This is a genomic window from Kosakonia sp. S42 (genome assembly GCF_016624785.1).
GTDB lineage: Bacteria > Pseudomonadota > Gammaproteobacteria > Enterobacterales > Enterobacteriaceae > Kosakonia > Kosakonia cowanii.
In genome coordinates this window covers 74,712-92,758 of sequence record NZ_JACVTW010000010.1, presented here as the reverse complement: position 1 = coordinate 92,758, position 18,047 = coordinate 74,712, and the positions used below count along the sequence as shown (strand labels likewise).

Genomic DNA, 18,047 nt, shown 5'->3' with positions numbered 1-18,047 from the left:
TACCGATAACGCCAATAAGTGTAGCAGCCGTCACAAAATCGCAAGGGAGATAACCCTGAGTAACAGTTTGAGTGGTAAGCATTTCAAGCGAAGCGGGGAGGAATATGGCGTCTTACCGGCGACTAATCGCGTAATACGCTGCTTTTTAACTGGCATGAAAAGCGAAGAGCGAGAAGGCGTTATATTGATATTTAAATCAATGAAATGGGAAAGCATTTACCGCTTTACATCTTTCTGTCACGCGATAAAAACCGCCCTGTCGGCACACGCGCGGCAGGGCGTCCTGATTAGCTGCGCCAGCCCATCGCAGGCGCAACATGTTTCAAAATTGATTCAATAACGTGGGCGTTATAGTCAACGCCAAGCTGGTTAGGCACCGTCAGTAACAGGGTATCCGCTTCGGCAATCGCTTCATCTCGCTTAAGTTGTTCAATCAATTTGTCCGGCTCTGCGGCATAGCTGCGACCGAAAATCGCCCGCGTCTTCTCATCAAGAAAACCGATTTTGTCGTCGTCGTCGCGGCTACAGCCAAAGTAGGCGCGGTCGCGGTCGTTCATCAGGGCAAAGATGCTGCGGCTAACGGAGACGCGCGGTGTCCGCGTATGACCGGCGGCTTTCCACGCCTCCCGATAAGCGCGGATCTGCTGCGCCTGCTGAATGTGGAACGGCTCGCCCGTTTCGTCATCTTTCAGCGTCGAACTTTGCAGATTCATCCCCAGTTTCGCCGCCCACACCGCGGTGGCATTGGAGCCTGCGCCCCACCAGATGCGCTCGCGCAAACCTTCTGCGTAAGGCTCCAGGCGCAGCAAACCCGGCGGATTGGGGAACATCGGTTGCGGGTTGGGTTTAGCAAACCCTTCACCGCGCAGCGCATCGAGCAGCACTTCGGTGTGACGTCGCGCCATATCGGACTCATTTTCGCCCTCGGCGGGCTGATAGCCGAAATAGCGCCAGCCATCAATCACCTGCTCCGGCGAACCACGGCTGATGCCAAGCTGCAAACGACCACCGGAAATTAGATCCGCCGCGCTGGCGCTCTCCGCCATATAGAGCGGGTTTTCATAACGCATATCGATCACGCCAGTACCAATCTCAATGCGGCTGGTTTTGGCGCCGACGGCGGCGAGCAGCGGGAACGGCGAGGCGAGCTGGCGGGCGAAATGGTGCACCCGGAAGTAAGCGCCATCTGCACCCAGCTCTTCTGCGGCGACCGCCAGATCGATTGATTGCAGCAGCGCGTCAGCCGCGGAGCGGGTGCCGGACTGCGGCGAGGGGGTCCAGTGACCAAATGATAAAAAGCCGATCTTCTTCATGGCGTCGTCCTTCGTTCAGCAAATCGTAAGTGCCCCCTACTCTACGCTTTACGCCATAAGAAGAAATAACATTGATTTAACAATAACATTCAAATTAATTGAGCAATTGCGCTGCCCGCTTTTACATCCGCTCAATACCTCGCATTTCGCTGTTGTTCACAGCTGACGCGCCGATTTTTACCGGCATACCTGAACGTCTCTCCAGCGCCATCGCCACCTGGCCTGCATCTGCGCCCGCCTCTTTTACGATTCTATTGAGTACCGGCGTGGCGGGCAGAGGCACTTTTGCCGTCGATTCAAACTCTGCGCGGTTGCGCGACAACGGCTCATGCACTTCGACCCAGCTGCTGCCGTCCGGCTCGCGGCTCACTTTTACCGGCTCATCGATAATCTGCACGCGGGTGCCGACCGGCACGTTATCGAACAGATATTTAATATCCTGATTGCGCAGGCGGATGCAGCCCTGGCTAACGCGCAGGCCGATGCCGAAATCCGCATTGGTGCCATGAATGGCATACAGCTTACCGATATAGATGGCGTACAGCCCCATCGGGTTATCCGGCCCGGCTGGCACAAAGGCTGGCAGGGTTTTGCCCTCATCGGCGTACGCTTTGCGGGTGTTGGCCGTCGGTGTCCAGGTGGGACCCGCCTGTTTGCGCTCAACGGCAGTCACCCAGTTACGCGGCGTTTCGCGTCCGGCCTGGCCGATACCAATCGGCAGGATCTCAACGGTGTTGCTCTCTTTTGGGTAGTAATAGAGCCGCATTTCCGCGACGTTAACAACAATACCTTCTCGCACGGTATCAGGCAGGATGATCTGCTGCGGGATGACCAGCTGTGTACCGGCTTTTGGCAGATAGGGGTCGGCATCGGGATTGGCTTCCAGCATATTGCTCAAACCCTGCCCATATTTTGCGGCAAAGGCTTCCAGCGGAAAGGTGTTGCCCTGCGGCACGGTGATGGTTTGCGGGCTACCCACCAGCCGGCTGCCTTCCGGCGGAAGCGGGTAAGTAACCGCCAGCGCAGGCTGGGCCGAGAGTAACAGCAGAGAAGCGCAAAGCAGTGTGACAGGACGCAACATAACCTTTCCTCAGGCGAAGCGGATATCTGCTAATGATAGTCGGCTTCCTGGGATCTGCTGTCAGAGCGCGAAACCATAATGGGAGCCGTCAGGTAACTCAATATCGATCCGCAGCTTGCTGCCCGTCGCCTCGACGTAGCGTTTCAGCGTCGACAACTTAATATCTCTCCCCTGCTTCTCCATCACAGCCACAGTGGGCTGCTTAAGCCCCAGCTCCTGCGCCATTTCATTCTGCGTTTTTTGCACGCGCTCGCGCAGCTCAGCAAGGTGAATATTAAGCAACATCTCCTGCGCCAGGGTTTGCGCCTTCGCGACAACCTCAGGTGTTTGCCCGGCAATTAATTGCTCTAATGTTTTACTCATTGCGTTAACTCCTTTTGTCGATCTTCTGCAGATGCAGCGTAAACTCACGCCGACAATATAGATCGCTTACTATATATACTCAAAACTATATTGACATCTTGCCTTGATGAAATTGCTTTCTCCTGCCCAAAAAAGCAGTCTGGAAGCGCGCTTCCACACTTTCGATGAAAAACAGCAGAGTGGAAAAAAAGGTTGCGAAGCCGCGCAAAGAACAACTGCACTGCACAACAATTGAGCATAAAAAACCCCGCCGAAGCGGGGTTTGAAGTGAAGAGTTAAAACTTATCCTTTACTGCGGCTGGCGATAATCTCCTCGGCCACATTGCGCGGCGCTTCCGCATAGTGATGGAACTCCATGCTGTAGGTTGCACGCCCCTGCGACATCGATCGCAGCGTAGTGGCATAGCCAAACATCTCCGCCAGCGGCACGTCGGCGCGGATAATCTGGCTACCGAAGCGCTCTTCCATCCCCTGCACCATGCCGCGCCGTGAGGAGAGATCGCCCATAATATTCCCGGCGTACTCCTCCGGCGTCTCTACTTCGACATGCATCACCGGTTCAAGGATCGCCGGATCCGCTTTGCGTGCGCCCTCTTTAAAGCAAAAGATCGCCGCCATGCGGAAAGCCATCTCCGAAGAGTCGACATCGTGATAGGAGCCGAAGGTCAGCGTCGCTTTCACATCCACCACCGGGTAGCCCGCCAGCACGCCGCTGTTCATCGCTTCACGCAGCCCCTTTTCCACGGAGGGGATATACTCGCGCGGCACCACACCGCCTTTGGTCGCATCCTCAAACACAAATCCGCTTCCCGCCGCCAGAGGCTCCAGCGTCAGCACCACATGGCCATACTGCCCTTTACCGCCGGACTGACGCACAAACTTGCCCTCAATCTCTTTAACGATTTTGCGCAGCGTTTCGCGGTACGTGACCTGCGGACGGCCAATATTCGCCTCCACGCCGAATTCACGCTTCATGCGGTCAACGATAATCTCGAGATGCAGCTCCCCCATCCCGGAGATGATGGTTTGCCCGGACTCTTCATCCGTATGCAGACGGAATGACGGATCTTCCGCCGCCAGCCGCTGCAGCGCAATGCCCATCTTCTCCTGATCCGCTTTGGTCTTCGGCTCGATGGCGAGCGAGATCACCGGCTCCGGGAACTCCATGCGCTCAAGCGTAATCACCTTGTCCGGATCGCTGAGCGTGTCGCCGGTGGTGACATCTTTTAACCCGACACAGGCGGCGATATCACCCGCGCGCAGCTCATCCACTTCGTGACGATCGTTGGCATGCATCTGCACAATACGTCCAATGCGCTCTTTTTTGCCTTTCACCGGGTTGTAGACCGCATCGCCTTTTTTCAGCACGCCCGAGTAGACGCGGATAAAGGTCAGCTGGCCGACATAGGGGTCGGTCATCAGTTTGAAGGCGAGCGCCGAGAAGGGCTCGTCATCATTCGCATGGCGTTCCGCCGGCTGGCCTCTTTCGTCCACGCCCTGAATTGCCGGAATATCCAGCGGCGAGGGCATCAGTTCCACCACCGCGTCGAGCATGCGCTGCACACCTTTGTTCTTAAAGGCGCTGCCGCACAGCATCGGCTGGATTTCACCGGAGATGGTGCGCTGGCGCAGACCGGCAATAATTTCAGCTTCGTCCAGCTCGCCGGTTTCCAGGTATTTATCCATCAATGTATCGTTCGCTTCCGCTGCCGCAGAGACCATTTTTTCGCGCCACTCTTGTGCAGTTTCCAGTAACTCTTCAGGCACCGGCGCATAGCTAAAGGACATGCCCTGCGTGGGATCATCCCAGATGATTTCGCGCATTTTGATCAGATCGACCACGCCCGTGAAGTGCTCTTCAGCACCAATCGGGATGACAATCGGCACCGGGTTGGCTTTCAGACGGTCGATCATCATCTGAACCACGCGGAAGAAGTCTGCGCCGGGGCGGTCCATTTTGTTCACGAACGCGAGGCGCGGAACGTGATACTTATTGGCCTGCCTCCAGACGGTTTCTGACTGCGGCTGCACGCCGCCCACCGAGTCGTAAACCATGACCGCGCCGTCCAGCACGCGCATAGAGCGTTCCACTTCGATGGTGAAATCGACGTGCCCTGGGGTATCGATAATGTTGATACGGTGCGGTTCAAAATTGCGATCCATACCGGGCCAGAAGCAGCTTACCGCCGCGGAGGTAATGGTAATGCCGCGCTCCTGCTCCTGCGCCATCCAGTCGGTGGTTGCCGCGCCATCGTGTACTTCCCCCAGCTTATGGCTCATCCCGGTGTAAAACAGGATGCGCTCGGTGGTGGTGGTTTTACCGGCATCGATATGCGCGGAGATACCGATGTTGCGATAACGTTCGAGAGGAATGGGTCGGGGCATGATGCGTCCTTAGTCTGTTGACTGTCAGTTGGCGGCCCGGATGAGCCGCAGTGGGTTAACGGCGTTTAGCATAGTACAACTGTACGTATATATTCGAACTATTTTTTACTATTCTTTCGATTGGCGAATCCGGGGTAGCGGTCGTGGTGTTAAACAGGCAGTTTGCGTATAGTAGCGCCGCTGAGTCAGCCGCAGCCCCATCGTTAATACAGGAAAAGTATGATCGCTAACCACCCTGAACGTGAGCAGTTTCGCCTGGAAAATGTGCTTTTTGCGCTCGGCAACCCCCTGCGCCTGGCCATCATCAAACGCCTGGCCGACGGCAGTGAAATGAGCTGCAACACGCTGCGTCCGCAGGAGGTGGCGAAATCGAGCATGACCCACCACTGGCGCGTGCTGCGCGACAGCGGCGTGGTGTGGCAGCGCCCGCAGGGGCGGGAGAATATGATTTCACTGCGCCGCGAAGATCTGGATAGCTGTTTTCCCGGCTTGCTGGATACGCTGTTGCAGGTAATGCAGCAGGCCGAGTGAGGGGCGTTTTGCCGGATGGCGGCTAACGGTATAGCGATTAGTCTGTTGCACTTTTACTGGTGCCGAATGGCGCTGCGCTTATCCGGCCTACAAACAGCATGGATTCGGTTTGCGTAGGCCGGATAAGGCGTTAGCCGCCATCCGGCAACCCTCACTGCACAGGCGGCAACACAATATTGCTGCCCGCCAGCGTGCCCATCTTGTTGTGAATCGCACATGCGGCGTCCACTAACGGCATTGCCAGCGCCGCACCGCTCCCCTCGCCTAAACGCATCTACATCGACAGATAGGGCTCAAGACCGAGCGCTGCAAGAGCAATACGCGCCCCTTTTTCGGCGGAGAGATGCGAAGGAATCAAATAGGATTTCGTCTGCGGCGCTATCCGGCACGCCGCCAGCGATTCGAGCCGCCCGAGGCTGCCCACCGGTTTAAGTAACCCATTTAAATGCTGCTGCGCGCGTCGCATCGCCCCTTCGTCGGGAGCCGGAATGGCGGCTAATATTGTCGCTAATGTCTGCATCAGGTCTCTCGTTAAGGGATCAGAGTAGCGCGAACAGGAAGATAACCTCGCCAAGCTCAATCGCCGCGCCGAGAGTGTCGCCGGTCTGCCCGCCGAGGGTGCGCTTGAGCAACCAGCCGAGCAGGTAAATCGCCACCATGGTGACCAGCAGCGCCAGCACGCCCTGCGCGCCAAGCAGCGCCACGGTTATCAGTGCGGTGATGATTAAGGTGACAAAGGTATCTCTGCCGGAAACTTTGCCAATAAACAGATTGCCCAGCCCTTCGTCGCGGGCGTAGCGGTGACCAAACATCAGTAACACCGAGCAGCCGCGCCCGGCAGCACAGGCCGCCGCCAGCGCCGCTATCATCGGCGTATCGCGCAGCTGTAGCTCGCTGAGCAAGAGGATTTTTGCCAACAGCACAAACACCAGCGCCAGCCCGCCGTGGGTGCCGAGCCGGCTATCGCGCATAATCTCCAGCATGCGCTCGCGTCGGCGGGCGGAGAAAACGCCATCGCAGGTATCTGCCAGACCATCGAGATGGAAACCGCCGGTCAGCAGCGCTAGCGCCAGCACGCTCAACAGCGCTGCCAGCGGCGCACCGCACCAGGTGTGCAAGACCATGAAAAGAAGACCGCTCAGGCCGCCGAGCAGCAGGCCGACCAGCGGGAAAGTGGTGATCCCACGCACATAATCCGCCCCATCAAGCCCCTGTACCCAGCGGCCCGGCACCGGAATGCGGCTGATAAACGACAATGTGGCGAAGAACAACTTAATCATTTTATTTTCACTCCAATTCCCGATACCACCAGCCTGACCTCATTGGCGGCCTGCGCAAGCCGCTGATTCACGCGCCCGGCAATATCACGAAAATGCCGCGCCAGACGGTTTTCCGGCACGATCCCCATTCCAACTTCATTGGTTACCATCACCACCGGTGAGGGACAGGCGTTGCAGGCAGCAATTAGCATCTCGATCTCCTGCTGCACCTGTGCCTCCAGCGCGGCGTAATCCCAGCCCTCAGCATCGTCGCTGCCGCCAAAGGCGAAGAGCAGATTAGTCACCAGCGTGGTGATGCACTCCAGCACGATCGCCTCATCCGCATCGTTGTCGCGGTGATGATATTGCTTAACTGCTGCCAGCGCTCCTCCGTGCGCCAGTGTGCCGGGCGGCTCTGGCGATGATGGGCAATGCGCGCGGCCATCTCTTCATCAAAAATTTGCGCGGTGGCGATATATAACACTCGCGGCGCGTGGCTGACTAACGATTCGGCGTGACGGCTTTTGCCGCTGCGCGCGCCGCCGGTGACAAGCGTTAACATGCGGGCTCCTGATGAGGTTTAAACGTCCTGATGTGCGTTCTGCGCGGCGCATTTTACCACTCTGCAAACAGAGAAAGGCCTGGTTTTTATGGGTGATAAAGAAAAAAGGAGGAAGAAAAGTGGAAGGGAATGGAGAAAAGAGAAGACGGTGAGAGACGAGGCTCTCACCGCGCAGGCGCTTACTCGGTTTTGTTTTCGACCGACTTTAGTTCGCCCATGGTTTTCAGTTTTTTAGAGATTTCGCGGCGCTCTTTCGACAGCTCGGCGTTTTTGATGATGTAGTCATCAACGCGATCTTCGTAGTCGGTGCGCATGCTGGCAATAATGCCCTGAATGGCTTCAACGCTCATGCCCGGCTTGATGTAGTCGCTGAGGTTGTCCAGCAGCAGAACGCGTTTCTGGTTATCACGGATCTTTTTCTCAACGTCCTGAATTTCGCGCTGCAGTTTGTTTTTGCGACGGAACAGACGCACAAATTCCAGAACGTCCTGGAATGAAGGCTTGGTTGTTTCCATTTTGACACCCCTGATTAATTGAGATTCGGATTCGTTAAGGCCATCACCTGAGAGGCAAACCTACCCAAAGCAGTGGCATATGACAATAAGTTTTCCTGCTGGCTATCATAACCGCAAATATAGCTGAATCGAAACAACCTGGCAGCCCGAGGGTGTTATTAGCCGTTTATTTGCGCAGCGCCCGGCAGATCAAATGCGATAACAACTCCAGCTGGCGCGCCAGCTCCATGCTGAGCCAGACATAGCCGTGAATGGAGGTTTCCGTCACCGCATCGCCCTGATGTTCGCCAATCAACTGCCGCAGCTCGGCGACGATATCGTTAAGCTTTTCCGTGTTCGCCAGGATCGGCTGCGGGTTGCCCTCATAGAGCGCGTGAGCGATGGTGAGCAGCGTCTGCTGCGTCATCTGCTGTGTCTCTTGCAGCGTGCTGGCGTTAATCATCACGAAGTGGCTGGCGCGCGAACTCCAGTGGGCGTTGATTTGCAACTCCAGCATGCAGACCATATTGCGGCTGACGGTCTGGATAGCCTCGAAGATCGCTTTCTGGATATGAGTCTCTTTACAGGCGGGGGTAATCAGCCCGCGCATCTTCACCACGTCGTTGAGGATTTTTTGCAGATGCTTTTCCAGCCGTGGCCGCTCCACCAGGTTGCGTGAGAAACCGCCCTGGTAGACGCGGTTAAAGGCCGTGACATAGTTCGCCATCTGAATGCGCCAGTGCAAAAAGGCGCGCTGCGGCCAGATGCCGGTAAAGAGCATGGCGAGGAGCGAACCGATAATCACATCGCCACCGCGCCACAGCGCCGTATGCATATCGCCGCTTGGCCCACCCACGACGACCGCAAGGGTGATACCAATCAGCAGCGCCTGGTAAGGCTTTTTGCCGAGCGCCAGCCAGCCGCAGAGAAACATGGCGGCGGCGCACCACAGCAGCATCAGCGGCAGAGAGTAAAGTTCCAGCTTTAACGCCACCAGCCCCAGCACCGCGCCGAAAATGGTGCCGCCGATGCGCTCAAAGGCGCGCGGCACCACGTTGCCCCAGAAGGAGATAGGCCCCATCAGCACCACCAGGGTAATCAACGGCCAGGTGCCCTCCGGCACATTGAGCAGGCGGATAAGCAAAAAGGTGAGAATAAACGCCAGCGCGATGCGCACGCCGTGCACCACGCGGTAGTGGCGATAAAGTCGAATTTCAAACGGGCTGAGGGATTTGTCGCGACGCACAGCCAGGCTCCGGGTCAAAAAGAAAGGCGCAATTGTAGCGGTATTTTGTCCTGCCAATGCCCTGTCAGGACAAAAAAAGAGGCCGCCAGCATCACTCTCGCGGCCTTTTTTACCCTGCCCGGCGTTAGTGGGCGTTCGGCTCGACGGGGATATACATTTCGATATCCCAGAAACCGTCGCCCTTGCCATCGTTCTGGTAGATCTCAAAACAGGGACCGGCACCAATCTGCACCGAGGTGTCACCCAACAGCTCGTCAAAAAAGAGATTCCAGCTGCCTTCAAAATCTTCGTTGTAGACCCGCGCGCTCATCACCGCGTAATGACCGCCGGGAATGTCGGTGGTGATAACGCCTGCGCTGTTAACAGGCACCTGGAAGTCGCGCTCAACGGTGATGGCGACATCACAGCGCAGCTTTTCCGGCGGCACTTCATCGGGGTTATCGTAATAGACGCTGACCCACTCCAGCGGCTGGATCTGGTTATGCTCGACCCACAGCAGTAACTGCTGGAAGCCCTGCTTCACCTTCTCTTCCCACGGCCCCACCAGATGAAACCCGGCGATACGGCGCTGCTCTGCTTGCTTAACCTTGTAGCCCATCGTGACCTCCTGCGCGTTACTGTTTGTCTGTACAGTATATCTACCCGGCGACCATCAGGCTTGCCGCACGCGTCAATTATGCGAGCAGACTCGCAAGCCTGCCACTCTGCCCGCGCGATGGTCACCCTTTGTGGTGCAGGTAGTCGCTCAGTCGGGAGAAGAGCCCGCCTTTGCCAACGCTCTCCAGCGTCACCAGCGGCATTTTGGCAATCACTTTATCGCGGTCATAAAGCTGGATTTCACCGACGCGCTGATGGGCGGCAAGCGGCGCTTCCAGCTCTTTGCTGTCCAGCACATATTTCGCTTTGATGTTTTGCAGCTCCGCTTTCGGCAGCACCAGCCAGCGATCCTCATCGGTGCCGACAGCAATCTGCTCTTTATCGCCATACCAGACGCGCTCGCTGCCCACTTTTTTGCCGTTACGCAGGATCTCAACCGTATCGAAGTTCTGCTGGCCCCAGTGCAGCAGCTTGCGCGCCTGCTCTTCACGCCCTTTCGGGCTGTCCGCGCCCATGATCACCGCGATCAAACGGCGTTGACCATCAACGCTTGAGGCAATCAGGTTAAAGCCCGCGCCGGAGGTGTGCCCGGTCTTCAGTCCATCGACATTCAGGCTTTTATCCCACAGCAGCCCGTTGCGGTTCTGCTGGGTGATGCCGTTCCACGTCAGGCTTTTTTCGCTGTACATATGATAGAAGTCCGGCTCGCCGTGAATAATGGCGCGCGATAACACCGCCAGATCGTAGGCCGAGCTGTGCTGCCCCGGGGCATCCAGGCCATGTACCGTTTCAAAATGGGTATCACGCAGGTTCAGCTTCTGCACGTAGTCGTTCATCATCGCCACGAACTGCGGCTGACCGCCGGCGACGTGATCCGCCAGCGCCACGCAGGCATCGTTCCCGGAATCGACAATCAGCCCGCGGCTCAGATCGCGCACCGTCAGGCGGTCGCCCGGCTTAAGGAACATCAGTGACGAGCCGGCAAACACCGGGTTGCCCTGCGCCCAGGCATCTTTGCCGACTGTAACCACGTCGTCCGCACTGATGCGATGGCTATCAATGGCGCGATCGACGACATAGCCGGTCATCAATTTGGTGAGACTCGCCGGATTACGCTGCTGATGCTCATGCCCCGCAGTTAAGATTTGCCCGGTGGTGTAGTCCATCAAGACCCATGATCCGGCCTGTACTGCTGGGGGCTGAGGGGCAAATGGGAGGTCGTCGGCCTGAGCGCAATGGACGCTCACCGCCAACAATGAAGCAGCAAACAAACGGCGTTTCAATGAAATATCCTCAATACATCGGAAAGGGGCGTCCTTTGTACGGAACTTCGTGTGTCGTTACCTGGCAAAATTGCAAAGAAATGTGACATAAATCATTTTTAAGCCCCTGTTTTTGCGAGTTGCGCCGTAAGCTGACGCGGTTTTTCTTCGGCACACGGGCGACGATGGTTTACCATAGTCGGCATACTTTCTGACAGGATGAGCTTCTGGTGTCTGATTCCCCGGCAACCCCGACATTTCTTTTTCATGATTACGAGACCTTCGGAACCAGCCCCGCGCTGGATCGCCCGGCGCAGTTCGCCGCGCTGCGCACCGATGCCGATTTCACGACCATCGGCGAGCCGGAAGTCTTCTACTGCAAACCCGCCGATGACTATCTTCCCCAGCCTGAAGCGGTGCTGATCACCGGCATTACCCCGCAGGTGGCGCGCGCCAAAGGTGAAAATGAAGCGGCGTTTGCCAAACGCATTCACGACCTCTTCACCGTGCCAAATACCTGCGTAGTGGGTTACAACAACGTCCGTTTTGATGATGAAGTGACGCGCAATATTTTTTACCGCAACTTCTACGATCCTTACGCCTGGAGCTGGCAAAACCACAACTCCCGCTGGGATCTGCTGGATGTGATGCGCGCCTGCTACGCCCTGCGCCCGGAGGGGATCAATTGGCCGGAGAATGAGGAAGGTCTGCCAAGTTTCCGCCTTGAGCACCTGACCAAAGCGAACGGCATTGAGCACAGCAACGCCCACGATGCGATGGCGGATGTCTATGCCACCATCGCCATGGCACAACTGGTGAAAGCGAAGCAGCCGAAGCTGTTTGCCTACCTCTATAGCCATCGCAGCAAGCAGAAGCTGGCGACCCTGATTGATGTGCCGCAGATGAAGCCGCTGGTGCATGTCTCTGGCATGTTTGGCGCGGCGCGCGGCAACACCAGCTGGGTTGCGCCGCTGGCGTGGCATCCGGAAAACCGTAACGCGGTGATTATGGTCGATCTGGCGGGCGATATGTCGCCGCTGCTGGAGCTGGACGCTGATGCATTGCGTGAGCGCCTCTATACGCCGAAGTGCGAGCTGGGCGATGACGCGGCGGTGCCGGTCAAACTGGTGCATCTGAACAAGTGCCCGGTGCTGGCGCAGGCCAACACGCTGCGGCCAGAGGATGCCGAGCGGCTTGGTATCGACCGCCAGCGCTGTCTCGATAATTTACAGATCCTGCGTGACCATCCGCAGGTACGCGAGAAAGTGCTGGCGATCTTCGCCGAAGCGGAGCCGTTTGTGCCATCGGAGAATGTCGACGCGCAAATCTACAACGGCTTTTTCAGCGATGCCGACCGCGCCGCCATGAAAATCCTGCTTGAGACCGAGCCGCGCAATTTACCGGCGCTGGATATCACCTTTGCCGATGCGCGCATTGAGAAACTGCTGTTTAACTACCGGGCGCGCAACTTCCCCGGCACGCTTGATGAAGAGGAGCAGCAGCGCTGGCTGGCGCATCGCCGCGAGATCTTTACGCCGGAGTTTTTACAACGCTATGCCGAAGAGCTGCAGGCGTTGTTCCAGCAGTATGATGGGGACAGTGAGAAACAGGCGCTGTTGAAAGCGCTGTGGCAGTACGCCGAAGAGATTGTCTGAACGTTGCCCTCCCGTGCGCGGGAGGGCCTGCGGCTTACGCCTTCTGGACGGTGATGCTCCAGGCGGCATCACCCACCTGCTGGTAATCCGTAATGGTGTGCCCCTCTTCTGCCGCCCACTGAGGAATCGCTTCCGTCGCCTGGGTGCAGTCGAACTCAATCACCAGTTCATCGCCGCTGTGCATCTCTGCCAGCGCCGCTTTTGCTTCAATCAGTGGGAACGGGCATACCTGCGTTACCACATCGAGTTTTTTAACTGCCATAACAGCTCCTGTTTATTTAGGCCACAGCCGCAGCAAGCTTCGCTTTGCGCTGTGGACGAACATATAAAAACCATGACGCGGTCCATACGCCAAGGATCATAAATACCAGGCCGATCCACCCCTGCCAGGTCATCATTGCTGTCATTACCAGACCGTTACCGATGGAGCAGCCGCCCGCCATGCTGGCACCGACGCCCATCAGCAGCCCACCAAAGCCGCTGCGCAGCGTGGTTTGCGCATCGGCGGCGCGCACGCGGAACTCGCGGCTGGCTTTCGCGGCAATCAGCGATCCCAGGAAGATCCCCAGCACCAGGAAGACGCCCCAGTTCAGCACCTTGCTTTGTCCGACTACCAAAAATTGCAGAATATTGGCGGTCGGCGAGGTGATGCCAAGACCAAACATACGCCCGGTGGCTTCGCTCAGCGGCCACGCCAGCAGCGCAATCAGGCCGATCAGCACGGCGGTGACAAACGGATGCCAGCGCTTCTCAAACAGAATGTGTGCAAGGCCAGTTCTGCGCGGCGGCAGTGAGGCAACTTTCAGCTTCGGTTTGCGCAGCTCTTTGGCAACCACCCACAGCGTCACCGCCACCAGCAGCACAACCAGCGGCCAGAAGGAGAAGCCAAAGGTCTCGGCAATTGAGTTGTGCTCAGTGCTGTAGGTTTTCAACAGCTGGTTGAGGCCCGCTGCGTTCGGCGAGCGCATTACCGCGCTCATCACCATATAGGTAAAGAGCGCAATCCAGCTGCCGATCAACCCTTCCCCGGCGCGATACCAGGTCCCGGTCGCACAACCGCCTGCGTAGACGATGCCAAGCCCAAAAATATAGCCGCCCACCACGGTGCCAAGCCACGGGAAAGCGCCAGCGTCATATTGCACCACACCCGCCTGAATCAGGGCGAAAACGCCCACGCTCTGGATCGCAATCGCGATCAACAGGGCATAAAACATGCGGTTATTTTTCGCGATGTACATATCGCGAAAGCCGCCGGTGAGGCAGAAACGGCCCCGCTGCATCACAAAGCCGAGCAGCGCGCCGCAGATCAATCCACTTACAATCATTGAGAACATAACGGTAATAGCGTCCGGAAAAACAAGATCGCAAATTATTCACAAGCAGCCGGGCGGGAACCAATAACAAAATGGTCTAGCATAGGGTGTTTTGTTATTAGCGGCGGGTGGAAGAGCGAAGGCGAAAAAAAACCGGAGGCGTGGCCTCCGGTTTCGTTATCTGTCTGAGCAGATCTTACTGAGTGATATCTTCGTACTGCGGCACCGGGTTACGGAAGCTGCGGGTCACGCAGGCCAGGTAAACCAGACCAATCGCGCCCCAGATGAGGCCCAGCACCATCGAGCTCTCTTCAAGGTTAACCCACAGCGCACCGACCGTCAGCGCGCCGCAGACCGGCAGCACCAGGTAGTTGAAGTGGTCTTTCAGCGTTTTGTTGCGCTTCTCGCGGATCCAGAACTGGGAGATCACCGACAGGTTAACGAAGGTGAAGGCCACTAGCGCACCGAAGTTGATCAGCGCCGTGGCGGTGACCAGATCGAAGTTAATCGCCAGCAGCGCAATCGCGCCAACCAGCAGCACGTTCCATGCCGGAGTACGCCATTTCGGGTGTACGTAGCCGAAGAAACGGGTCGGGAAGACGCCGTCGCGGCCCATTACGTACATCAGACGGGAAACGCCCGCGTGTGCCGCCATACCGGATGCCAGTACGGTAACGCTTGAGAAAATCAGCACGCCCCACTGGAAGGTTTTACCCGCAACATAGAGCATGATTTCCGGCTGCGACGCGTCCGGATCTTTAAAGCGCGAGATATCCGGGAAGTAGAGCTGCAGGAAGTAAGAAGCCACGATAAAGACCACGCCGCCCAGCAGTGCGGTGAGGAAGATCGCGCGCGGAATTACACGCTCAGCGTCTTTGGTCTCTTCAGAAAGCGAAGAGATACCGTCGAAGCCGAGGAACGAGAAGCAGAGGATCGTCGCACCGGTGATCATCGGCACCACGTGCGCACCTTCAGACCAGAACGGACGGGTGCTGGTCAGCGTGCCTGCGCCTTCGCCGTGCGACACACCGTAGATAATAAGCCCGACGATGACGGCAACGATGCCCATCTGCAGGATCACGATCAGGGTGTTGAAGTTCGCCACGGTCTTAATGCTGCGCAGGTTGGAGATGGTCATAAAGGCCACCAGCGCCACCACGAACAGCCACGACGGAATAGAAGGCACCAGCGCTTCAAAGTAAATTTTCGCCAGCAGAATGTTGATCATCGGCATGAACAGGTAGTCCAGCAGCGATGACCAGCCCACCATAAAGCCCACGGCCGGGGAGATGGATTTCTGCGCATAGGTATAGGCGGAGCCCGCCGACGGGAAACGGCGAACCAGTTTACCGTAGCTCAGGGCAGTAAAGAGAATAGCGACCAGGGCAAACGCGTAGGCGGTTGCCACATGACCATCGGTCAGGCCGGAGACGATACCGAACGTATCGAACAGCGTCATCGGCTGCATATAGGCAAGGCCCATCATTACAACCGGAATCAGCGTAAGGGTCTTACGTAATTCCACGCGAGAGGTTTTTGGAGTAACGTTATGCGACATGGCTTTCCCCCAGAACGGCGGCGGCCGTCGCAAATGCAAAATATTGCCCCATTTGTGTTCTTTCCTCAGCGACAACGACTGTCGGTTTTTAAATGTGTATCTATCCGGTACGAAGCCCGGCCTCTTTTATTGAATGACGTTTTGCTTGCAAAAAAATAACCGACGCGTTGAACGTCGGTTAATCTTCTCTATTTTTTGCAGCGGCATATTCTGCACCAGGTTGAAGCACAATGACAATACAATGCAGGCCGCCATAGAAATTAATGATGTCTAACCGTTTGATTTTTAAACGCCAGCTCGATCATTAATCCTGCCAATCGCATTTTTTGCTAAAAAACCCTACTCCAGAGGCATCTGCATCGGATCGGGGTAGAGATATTCAAAGCCTAGTTCAGAACAGATGCGGCTGCCATCTACCACTTTGCCGCGCTTTTCTGCGGGCGAATCGGTAAAGGTTGGCGCTGGCAGACCCAGCTTACGCGCCATTGCCGGATAGAAGGTTTCGCGCGTCGGATGCGCGGGTGCGCAGATATTATAAATGTGCCCACCTTTCGGCGACTGCAGCAGCAGCGTAATAGCGGCAACCACATCTTCGAGATGAACCAAGTTAACGCCAAGCTGACCGTCCGGCGCGGTTTTACCGGCGAAGAAGCGCCCCGGATGGCGGGATGGTCCAACTAATCCTGCCAGACGCAGAATGTCGACCTGAGTGCCCGGTAAATTGTGCAGCCAGTCCTCAAGCTCCTTCAGCACGCGCCCGCTGGCGGTCACCGGCTGGCGCGGCGTGGTCTCTTTAACGGTGCCTGGCGCATCGCCGTAGACCGAGGTTGAACTGGTAAAGAGGATGCGCGGAATGCGGTGCGCCAGCGCGCTGTCGACAATCTCCTGCATCGCCTGCAGATAGAACTCCTCGCCGGGGCCGCTGCGCCGGGCGGGTAGCGTGATCACCAGCGCGTCGACATTCATTAGCGCATCGAGATCGTCCGGGTCACACACCAGTTCAGGTTCGAGCTTAAGCAGATAGCTTTCGATACCGCACATGCGCGCCGCCTCGACGCCATCTTCCGTGGTTTTGCTGCCGGTCACGTGCCAGCCCCGCGCGGTTAATGAGAGCGCCAGCGGCATCCCCAACCAGCCTAATCCGACAATTGCGACTTTTTTCATGCCTCTCCCCTGCTTACAACCTGCGAATACCATTAGGCTACGCCAGCGCTCTGTCAGTGACAATTCACAGAACCTATATGAAATGATTTAATCATAAAAAAAAGCCCTTGCCTTCAACGACCAACCTGGTTTACGGTAATTGCCAACATATGAATAAGCATTCATCGAGAATTTTATGAACCGCGTTCCATTTAAACACCACCATCATCACCATCACCCTGACTAGTCTTTCAGGCGATGTGTGCTGGAAGAGAGTCAGATCTTCCAGTGGTGCATGAACGCAAAGAGAGCCCCCGGAAGATCGCCTTCCGGGGGCTTTTTTTTGGACAATTTTTAGCAGGATTACAGAGGACAACAGAATGTTAGATAACTCGCGTTTACGCATAGCTATTCAGAAATCCGGCCGTCTTAGTGACGATTCACGCGAACTGCTGGCCCGCTGCGGTATCAAGATCAACCTGCACACCCAGCGCTTAATCGCCCTCGCGGAAAATATGCCGATCGATATTCTGCGTGTACGCGATGACGATATTCCGGGCCTGGTGATGGATGGCGTGGTCGACCTCGGCATTATTGGCGAAAACGTTTTAGAAGAAGAGCTGCTGACCCGCCGCGCACAGGGCGAAGATCCGCGCTACTTCACTTTGCGCCGCCTCGATTTCGGCGGCTGCCGCCTGTCACTGGCAACGGCGGTGGATGAAGCCTGGGACGGCCCGCTGTCGCTGAATGGCAAACGCATCGCTACCTCCTACCCTCACCTGCTGAAACGCTATCTCGATCAGAAAGGCGTGTCGTTCAAATCCTGTCTGCTGAATGGCTCGGTTGAAGTTGCCCCGCGTGCCGGTCTGGCAGATGCGATTTGCGATCTTGTCTCCACCGGCGCAACGCTGGAAGCGAACGGCCTGCGCGAAGTCGAAGTGATCTACCGCTCGAAAGCCTGCCTGATCCAGCGCGATGGTGAAATGCCGGAAGCCAAACAGCAGCTGATCGACAAACTGCTGACCCGTATTCAGGGCGTGATTCAGGCGCGCGAGTCGAAATACATCATGATGCACGCGCCGAGCGATCGTCTGGACGAAGTTATCGCCCTGCTGCCGGGCGCTGAGCGCCCGACCATTCTGCCGCTGGCAGGCGATCAGCAGCGCGTGGCAATGCACATGGTCAGCAGCGAAACGCTCTTCTGGGAGACCATGGAGAAGCTGAAAGCGCTGGGCGCCAGCTCCATCCTGGTGCTGCCGATTGAGAAGATGATGGAGTAAGGCCT

General features: G+C 56.9%; 17 protein-coding genes, 3 pseudogenes and 1 other annotated feature. Of the genes and pseudogenes, 4 read left to right on the top strand and 16 right to left on the bottom strand.

Annotated features, from left to right (window positions below; genetic code table 11):
- Positions 1-287 precede the first annotated feature (287 nt).
- From IAE50_RS13710 to fusA, 4 genes are all read right to left on the bottom strand, one after another.
- Positions 288-1,313, bottom strand: coding sequence for an LLM class flavin-dependent oxidoreductase (locus IAE50_RS13710; protein ID WP_200580485.1), 1,026 nt, complete (start codon positions 1,311-1,313; stop codon positions 288-290).
- 121 nt (positions 1,314-1,434) lie between these two features.
- On the bottom strand, positions 1,435-2,391 hold the full coding sequence (ldtA, locus tag IAE50_RS13705) for a L,D-transpeptidase (RefSeq protein WP_200580517.1): 957 nt from the start codon (positions 2,389-2,391) through the stop codon (positions 1,435-1,437).
- A gap of 63 nt (positions 2,392-2,454) precedes the next feature.
- Positions 2,455-2,757, bottom strand: a complete 303-nt coding sequence (locus IAE50_RS13700; protein ID WP_128482655.1) for a helix-turn-helix domain-containing protein — start codon at positions 2,755-2,757, stop codon at positions 2,455-2,457.
- Positions 2,758-3,039: 282 nt separating this feature from the next.
- Positions 3,040-5,142, bottom strand: a complete 2,103-nt coding sequence (gene fusA, locus IAE50_RS13695; protein WP_200580484.1) for an elongation factor G — start codon at positions 5,140-5,142, stop codon at positions 3,040-3,042.
- 219 nt (positions 5,143-5,361) lie between these two features.
- Between fusA and IAE50_RS13690 the strand changes: the two genes are divergently transcribed.
- A complete protein-coding gene (locus IAE50_RS13690; RefSeq protein ID WP_200580483.1) occupies positions 5,362-5,673 on the top strand; it encodes a helix-turn-helix transcriptional regulator in 312 nt (103 codons plus the stop codon).
- Between the two features lie 151 nt (positions 5,674-5,824).
- Here the strand turns inward: IAE50_RS13690 and IAE50_RS13685 are convergent.
- From IAE50_RS13685 to dacD, 8 genes and pseudogenes are all read right to left on the bottom strand, one after another.
- Positions 5,825-6,073: pseudogene (locus IAE50_RS13685) on the bottom strand (nicotinate-nucleotide--dimethylbenzimidazole phosphoribosyltransferase); the annotation flags it as partial.
- Positions 6,074-6,082: 9 nt separating this feature from the next.
- Positions 6,083-6,193 (bottom strand): annotated as a pseudogene (cobT, locus tag IAE50_RS26475) (nicotinate-nucleotide--dimethylbenzimidazole phosphoribosyltransferase); the annotation flags it as partial.
- Positions 6,194-6,212: 19 nt separating this feature from the next.
- Complete coding sequence (gene cobS / locus IAE50_RS13675) at positions 6,213-6,953, bottom strand: adenosylcobinamide-GDP ribazoletransferase (RefSeq protein ID WP_200580482.1); 741 nt, start codon at positions 6,951-6,953, stop codon at positions 6,213-6,215.
- Positions 6,950-7,494, bottom strand: a pseudogene (gene cobU, locus IAE50_RS13670) (bifunctional adenosylcobinamide kinase/adenosylcobinamide-phosphate guanylyltransferase). Before cobU ends, cobS begins: the two are co-directional and overlap by 4 nt.
- 179 nt (positions 7,495-7,673) lie before the next feature.
- On the bottom strand, positions 7,674-8,009 hold the full coding sequence (locus IAE50_RS13665) for a DUF496 family protein (RefSeq protein WP_157737672.1): 336 nt from the start codon (positions 8,007-8,009) through the stop codon (positions 7,674-7,676).
- 166 nt (positions 8,010-8,175) lie between these two features.
- Positions 8,176-9,234, bottom strand: a complete 1,059-nt coding sequence (locus IAE50_RS13660) for an FUSC family protein (RefSeq protein WP_023479166.1) — start codon at positions 9,232-9,234, stop codon at positions 8,176-8,178.
- Between the two features lie 124 nt (positions 9,235-9,358).
- The gene (gene sbmC, locus IAE50_RS13655) at positions 9,359-9,832 is read right to left on the bottom strand and encodes a DNA gyrase inhibitor SbmC (protein ID WP_200580481.1); all 474 of its coding nucleotides are present in this window, start codon (positions 9,830-9,832) and stop codon (positions 9,359-9,361) included.
- Positions 9,833-9,953: 121 nt separating this feature from the next.
- Positions 9,954-11,114, bottom strand: a complete 1,161-nt coding sequence (gene dacD / locus IAE50_RS13650; RefSeq protein WP_042717274.1) for a serine-type D-Ala-D-Ala carboxypeptidase DacD — start codon at positions 11,112-11,114, stop codon at positions 9,954-9,956.
- Positions 11,115-11,323: 209 nt separating this feature from the next.
- Between dacD and sbcB the strand changes: the two genes are divergently transcribed.
- Complete coding sequence (gene sbcB / locus IAE50_RS13645; RefSeq protein ID WP_200580480.1) at positions 11,324-12,748, top strand: exodeoxyribonuclease I; 1,425 nt, start codon at positions 11,324-11,326, stop codon at positions 12,746-12,748.
- Positions 12,749-12,782: 34 nt separating this feature from the next.
- On the opposite strand, the gene tsuB is transcribed toward sbcB, so the two are convergent.
- The 4 genes from tsuB to IAE50_RS13625 form a co-directional block, all read right to left on the bottom strand.
- Positions 12,783-13,010 (bottom strand): thiosulfate utilization sulfurtransferase TsuB/YeeD, encoded by a 228-nt coding sequence (tsuB, locus tag IAE50_RS13640; RefSeq protein WP_023479141.1) that lies wholly within the window; start codon positions 13,008-13,010, stop codon positions 12,783-12,785.
- 16 nt (positions 13,011-13,026) lie between these two features.
- A complete protein-coding gene (tsuA, locus tag IAE50_RS13635) occupies positions 13,027-14,082 on the bottom strand; it encodes a thiosulfate utilization transporter TsuA/YeeE (RefSeq protein ID WP_200580479.1) in 1,056 nt (351 codons plus the stop codon).
- Positions 14,083-14,257: 175 nt separating this feature from the next.
- Positions 14,258-15,619, bottom strand: coding sequence for an APC family permease (locus tag IAE50_RS13630; protein ID WP_023479165.1), 1,362 nt, complete (start codon positions 15,617-15,619; stop codon positions 14,258-14,260).
- A 339-nt stretch (positions 15,620-15,958) separates the two neighbouring features.
- Positions 15,959-16,783, bottom strand: coding sequence for an SDR family oxidoreductase (locus IAE50_RS13625; RefSeq protein ID WP_076770114.1), 825 nt, complete (start codon positions 16,781-16,783; stop codon positions 15,959-15,961).
- Positions 16,784-16,958: 175 nt separating this feature from the next.
- On the opposite strand from IAE50_RS13625, the gene hisL reads away from it, so the two are divergent.
- A complete protein-coding gene (gene hisL / locus IAE50_RS13620) occupies positions 16,959-17,009 on the top strand; it encodes a his operon leader peptide (RefSeq protein ID WP_128484015.1) in 51 nt (16 codons plus the stop codon).
- Positions 16,985-17,107, top strand: a sequence feature (His leader region). (Overlaps the previous gene by 25 nt.)
- A gap of 35 nt (positions 17,108-17,142) precedes the next feature.
- Positions 17,143-18,042 carry an ATP phosphoribosyltransferase gene (gene hisG / locus IAE50_RS13615; protein WP_200580478.1) on the top strand — a complete coding sequence of 300 codons (900 nt, stop codon included), beginning with the start codon at positions 17,143-17,145 and terminating at the stop codon, positions 18,040-18,042.
- Positions 18,043-18,047: the final 5 nt, after the last annotated feature.

Bases quoted from the DNA above. Each gene is read 5' to 3' on its own strand.
- IAE50_RS13710 (WP_200580485.1), bottom strand. From the start codon at position 1,313: ATGAAGAAGATCGGCTTTTTATCATTTGGTCACTGGACCCCCTCGCCG.
- IAE50_RS13700 (WP_128482655.1), bottom strand. From the start codon at position 2,757: ATGAGTAAAACATTAGAGCAATTAATTGCCGGGCAAACACCTGAGGTT.
- fusA (WP_200580484.1), bottom strand. From the start codon at position 5,142: ATGCCCCGACCCATTCCTCTCGAACGTTATCGCAACATCGGTATCTCC.
- IAE50_RS13690 (WP_200580483.1), top strand. From the start codon at position 5,362: ATGATCGCTAACCACCCTGAACGTGAGCAGTTTCGCCTGGAAAATGTG.
- cobS (WP_200580482.1), bottom strand. From the start codon at position 6,953: ATGATTAAGTTGTTCTTCGCCACATTGTCGTTTATCAGCCGCATTCCG.
- IAE50_RS13665 (WP_157737672.1), bottom strand. From the start codon at position 8,009: ATGGAAACAACCAAGCCTTCATTCCAGGACGTTCTGGAATTTGTGCGT.
- sbmC (WP_200580481.1), bottom strand. From the start codon at position 9,832: ATGGGCTACAAGGTTAAGCAAGCAGAGCAGCGCCGTATCGCCGGGTTT.
- tsuB (WP_023479141.1), bottom strand. From the start codon at position 13,010: ATGGCAGTTAAAAAACTCGATGTGGTAACGCAGGTATGCCCGTTCCCA.
- tsuA (WP_200580479.1), bottom strand. From the start codon at position 14,082: ATGTTCTCAATGATTGTAAGTGGATTGATCTGCGGCGCGCTGCTCGGC.
- IAE50_RS13630 (WP_023479165.1), bottom strand. From the start codon at position 15,619: ATGTCGCATAACGTTACTCCAAAAACCTCTCGCGTGGAATTACGTAAG.
- IAE50_RS13625 (WP_076770114.1), bottom strand. From the start codon at position 16,783: ATGAAAAAAGTCGCAATTGTCGGATTAGGCTGGTTGGGGATGCCGCTG.
- hisG (WP_200580478.1), top strand. From the start codon at position 17,143: ATGTTAGATAACTCGCGTTTACGCATAGCTATTCAGAAATCCGGCCGT.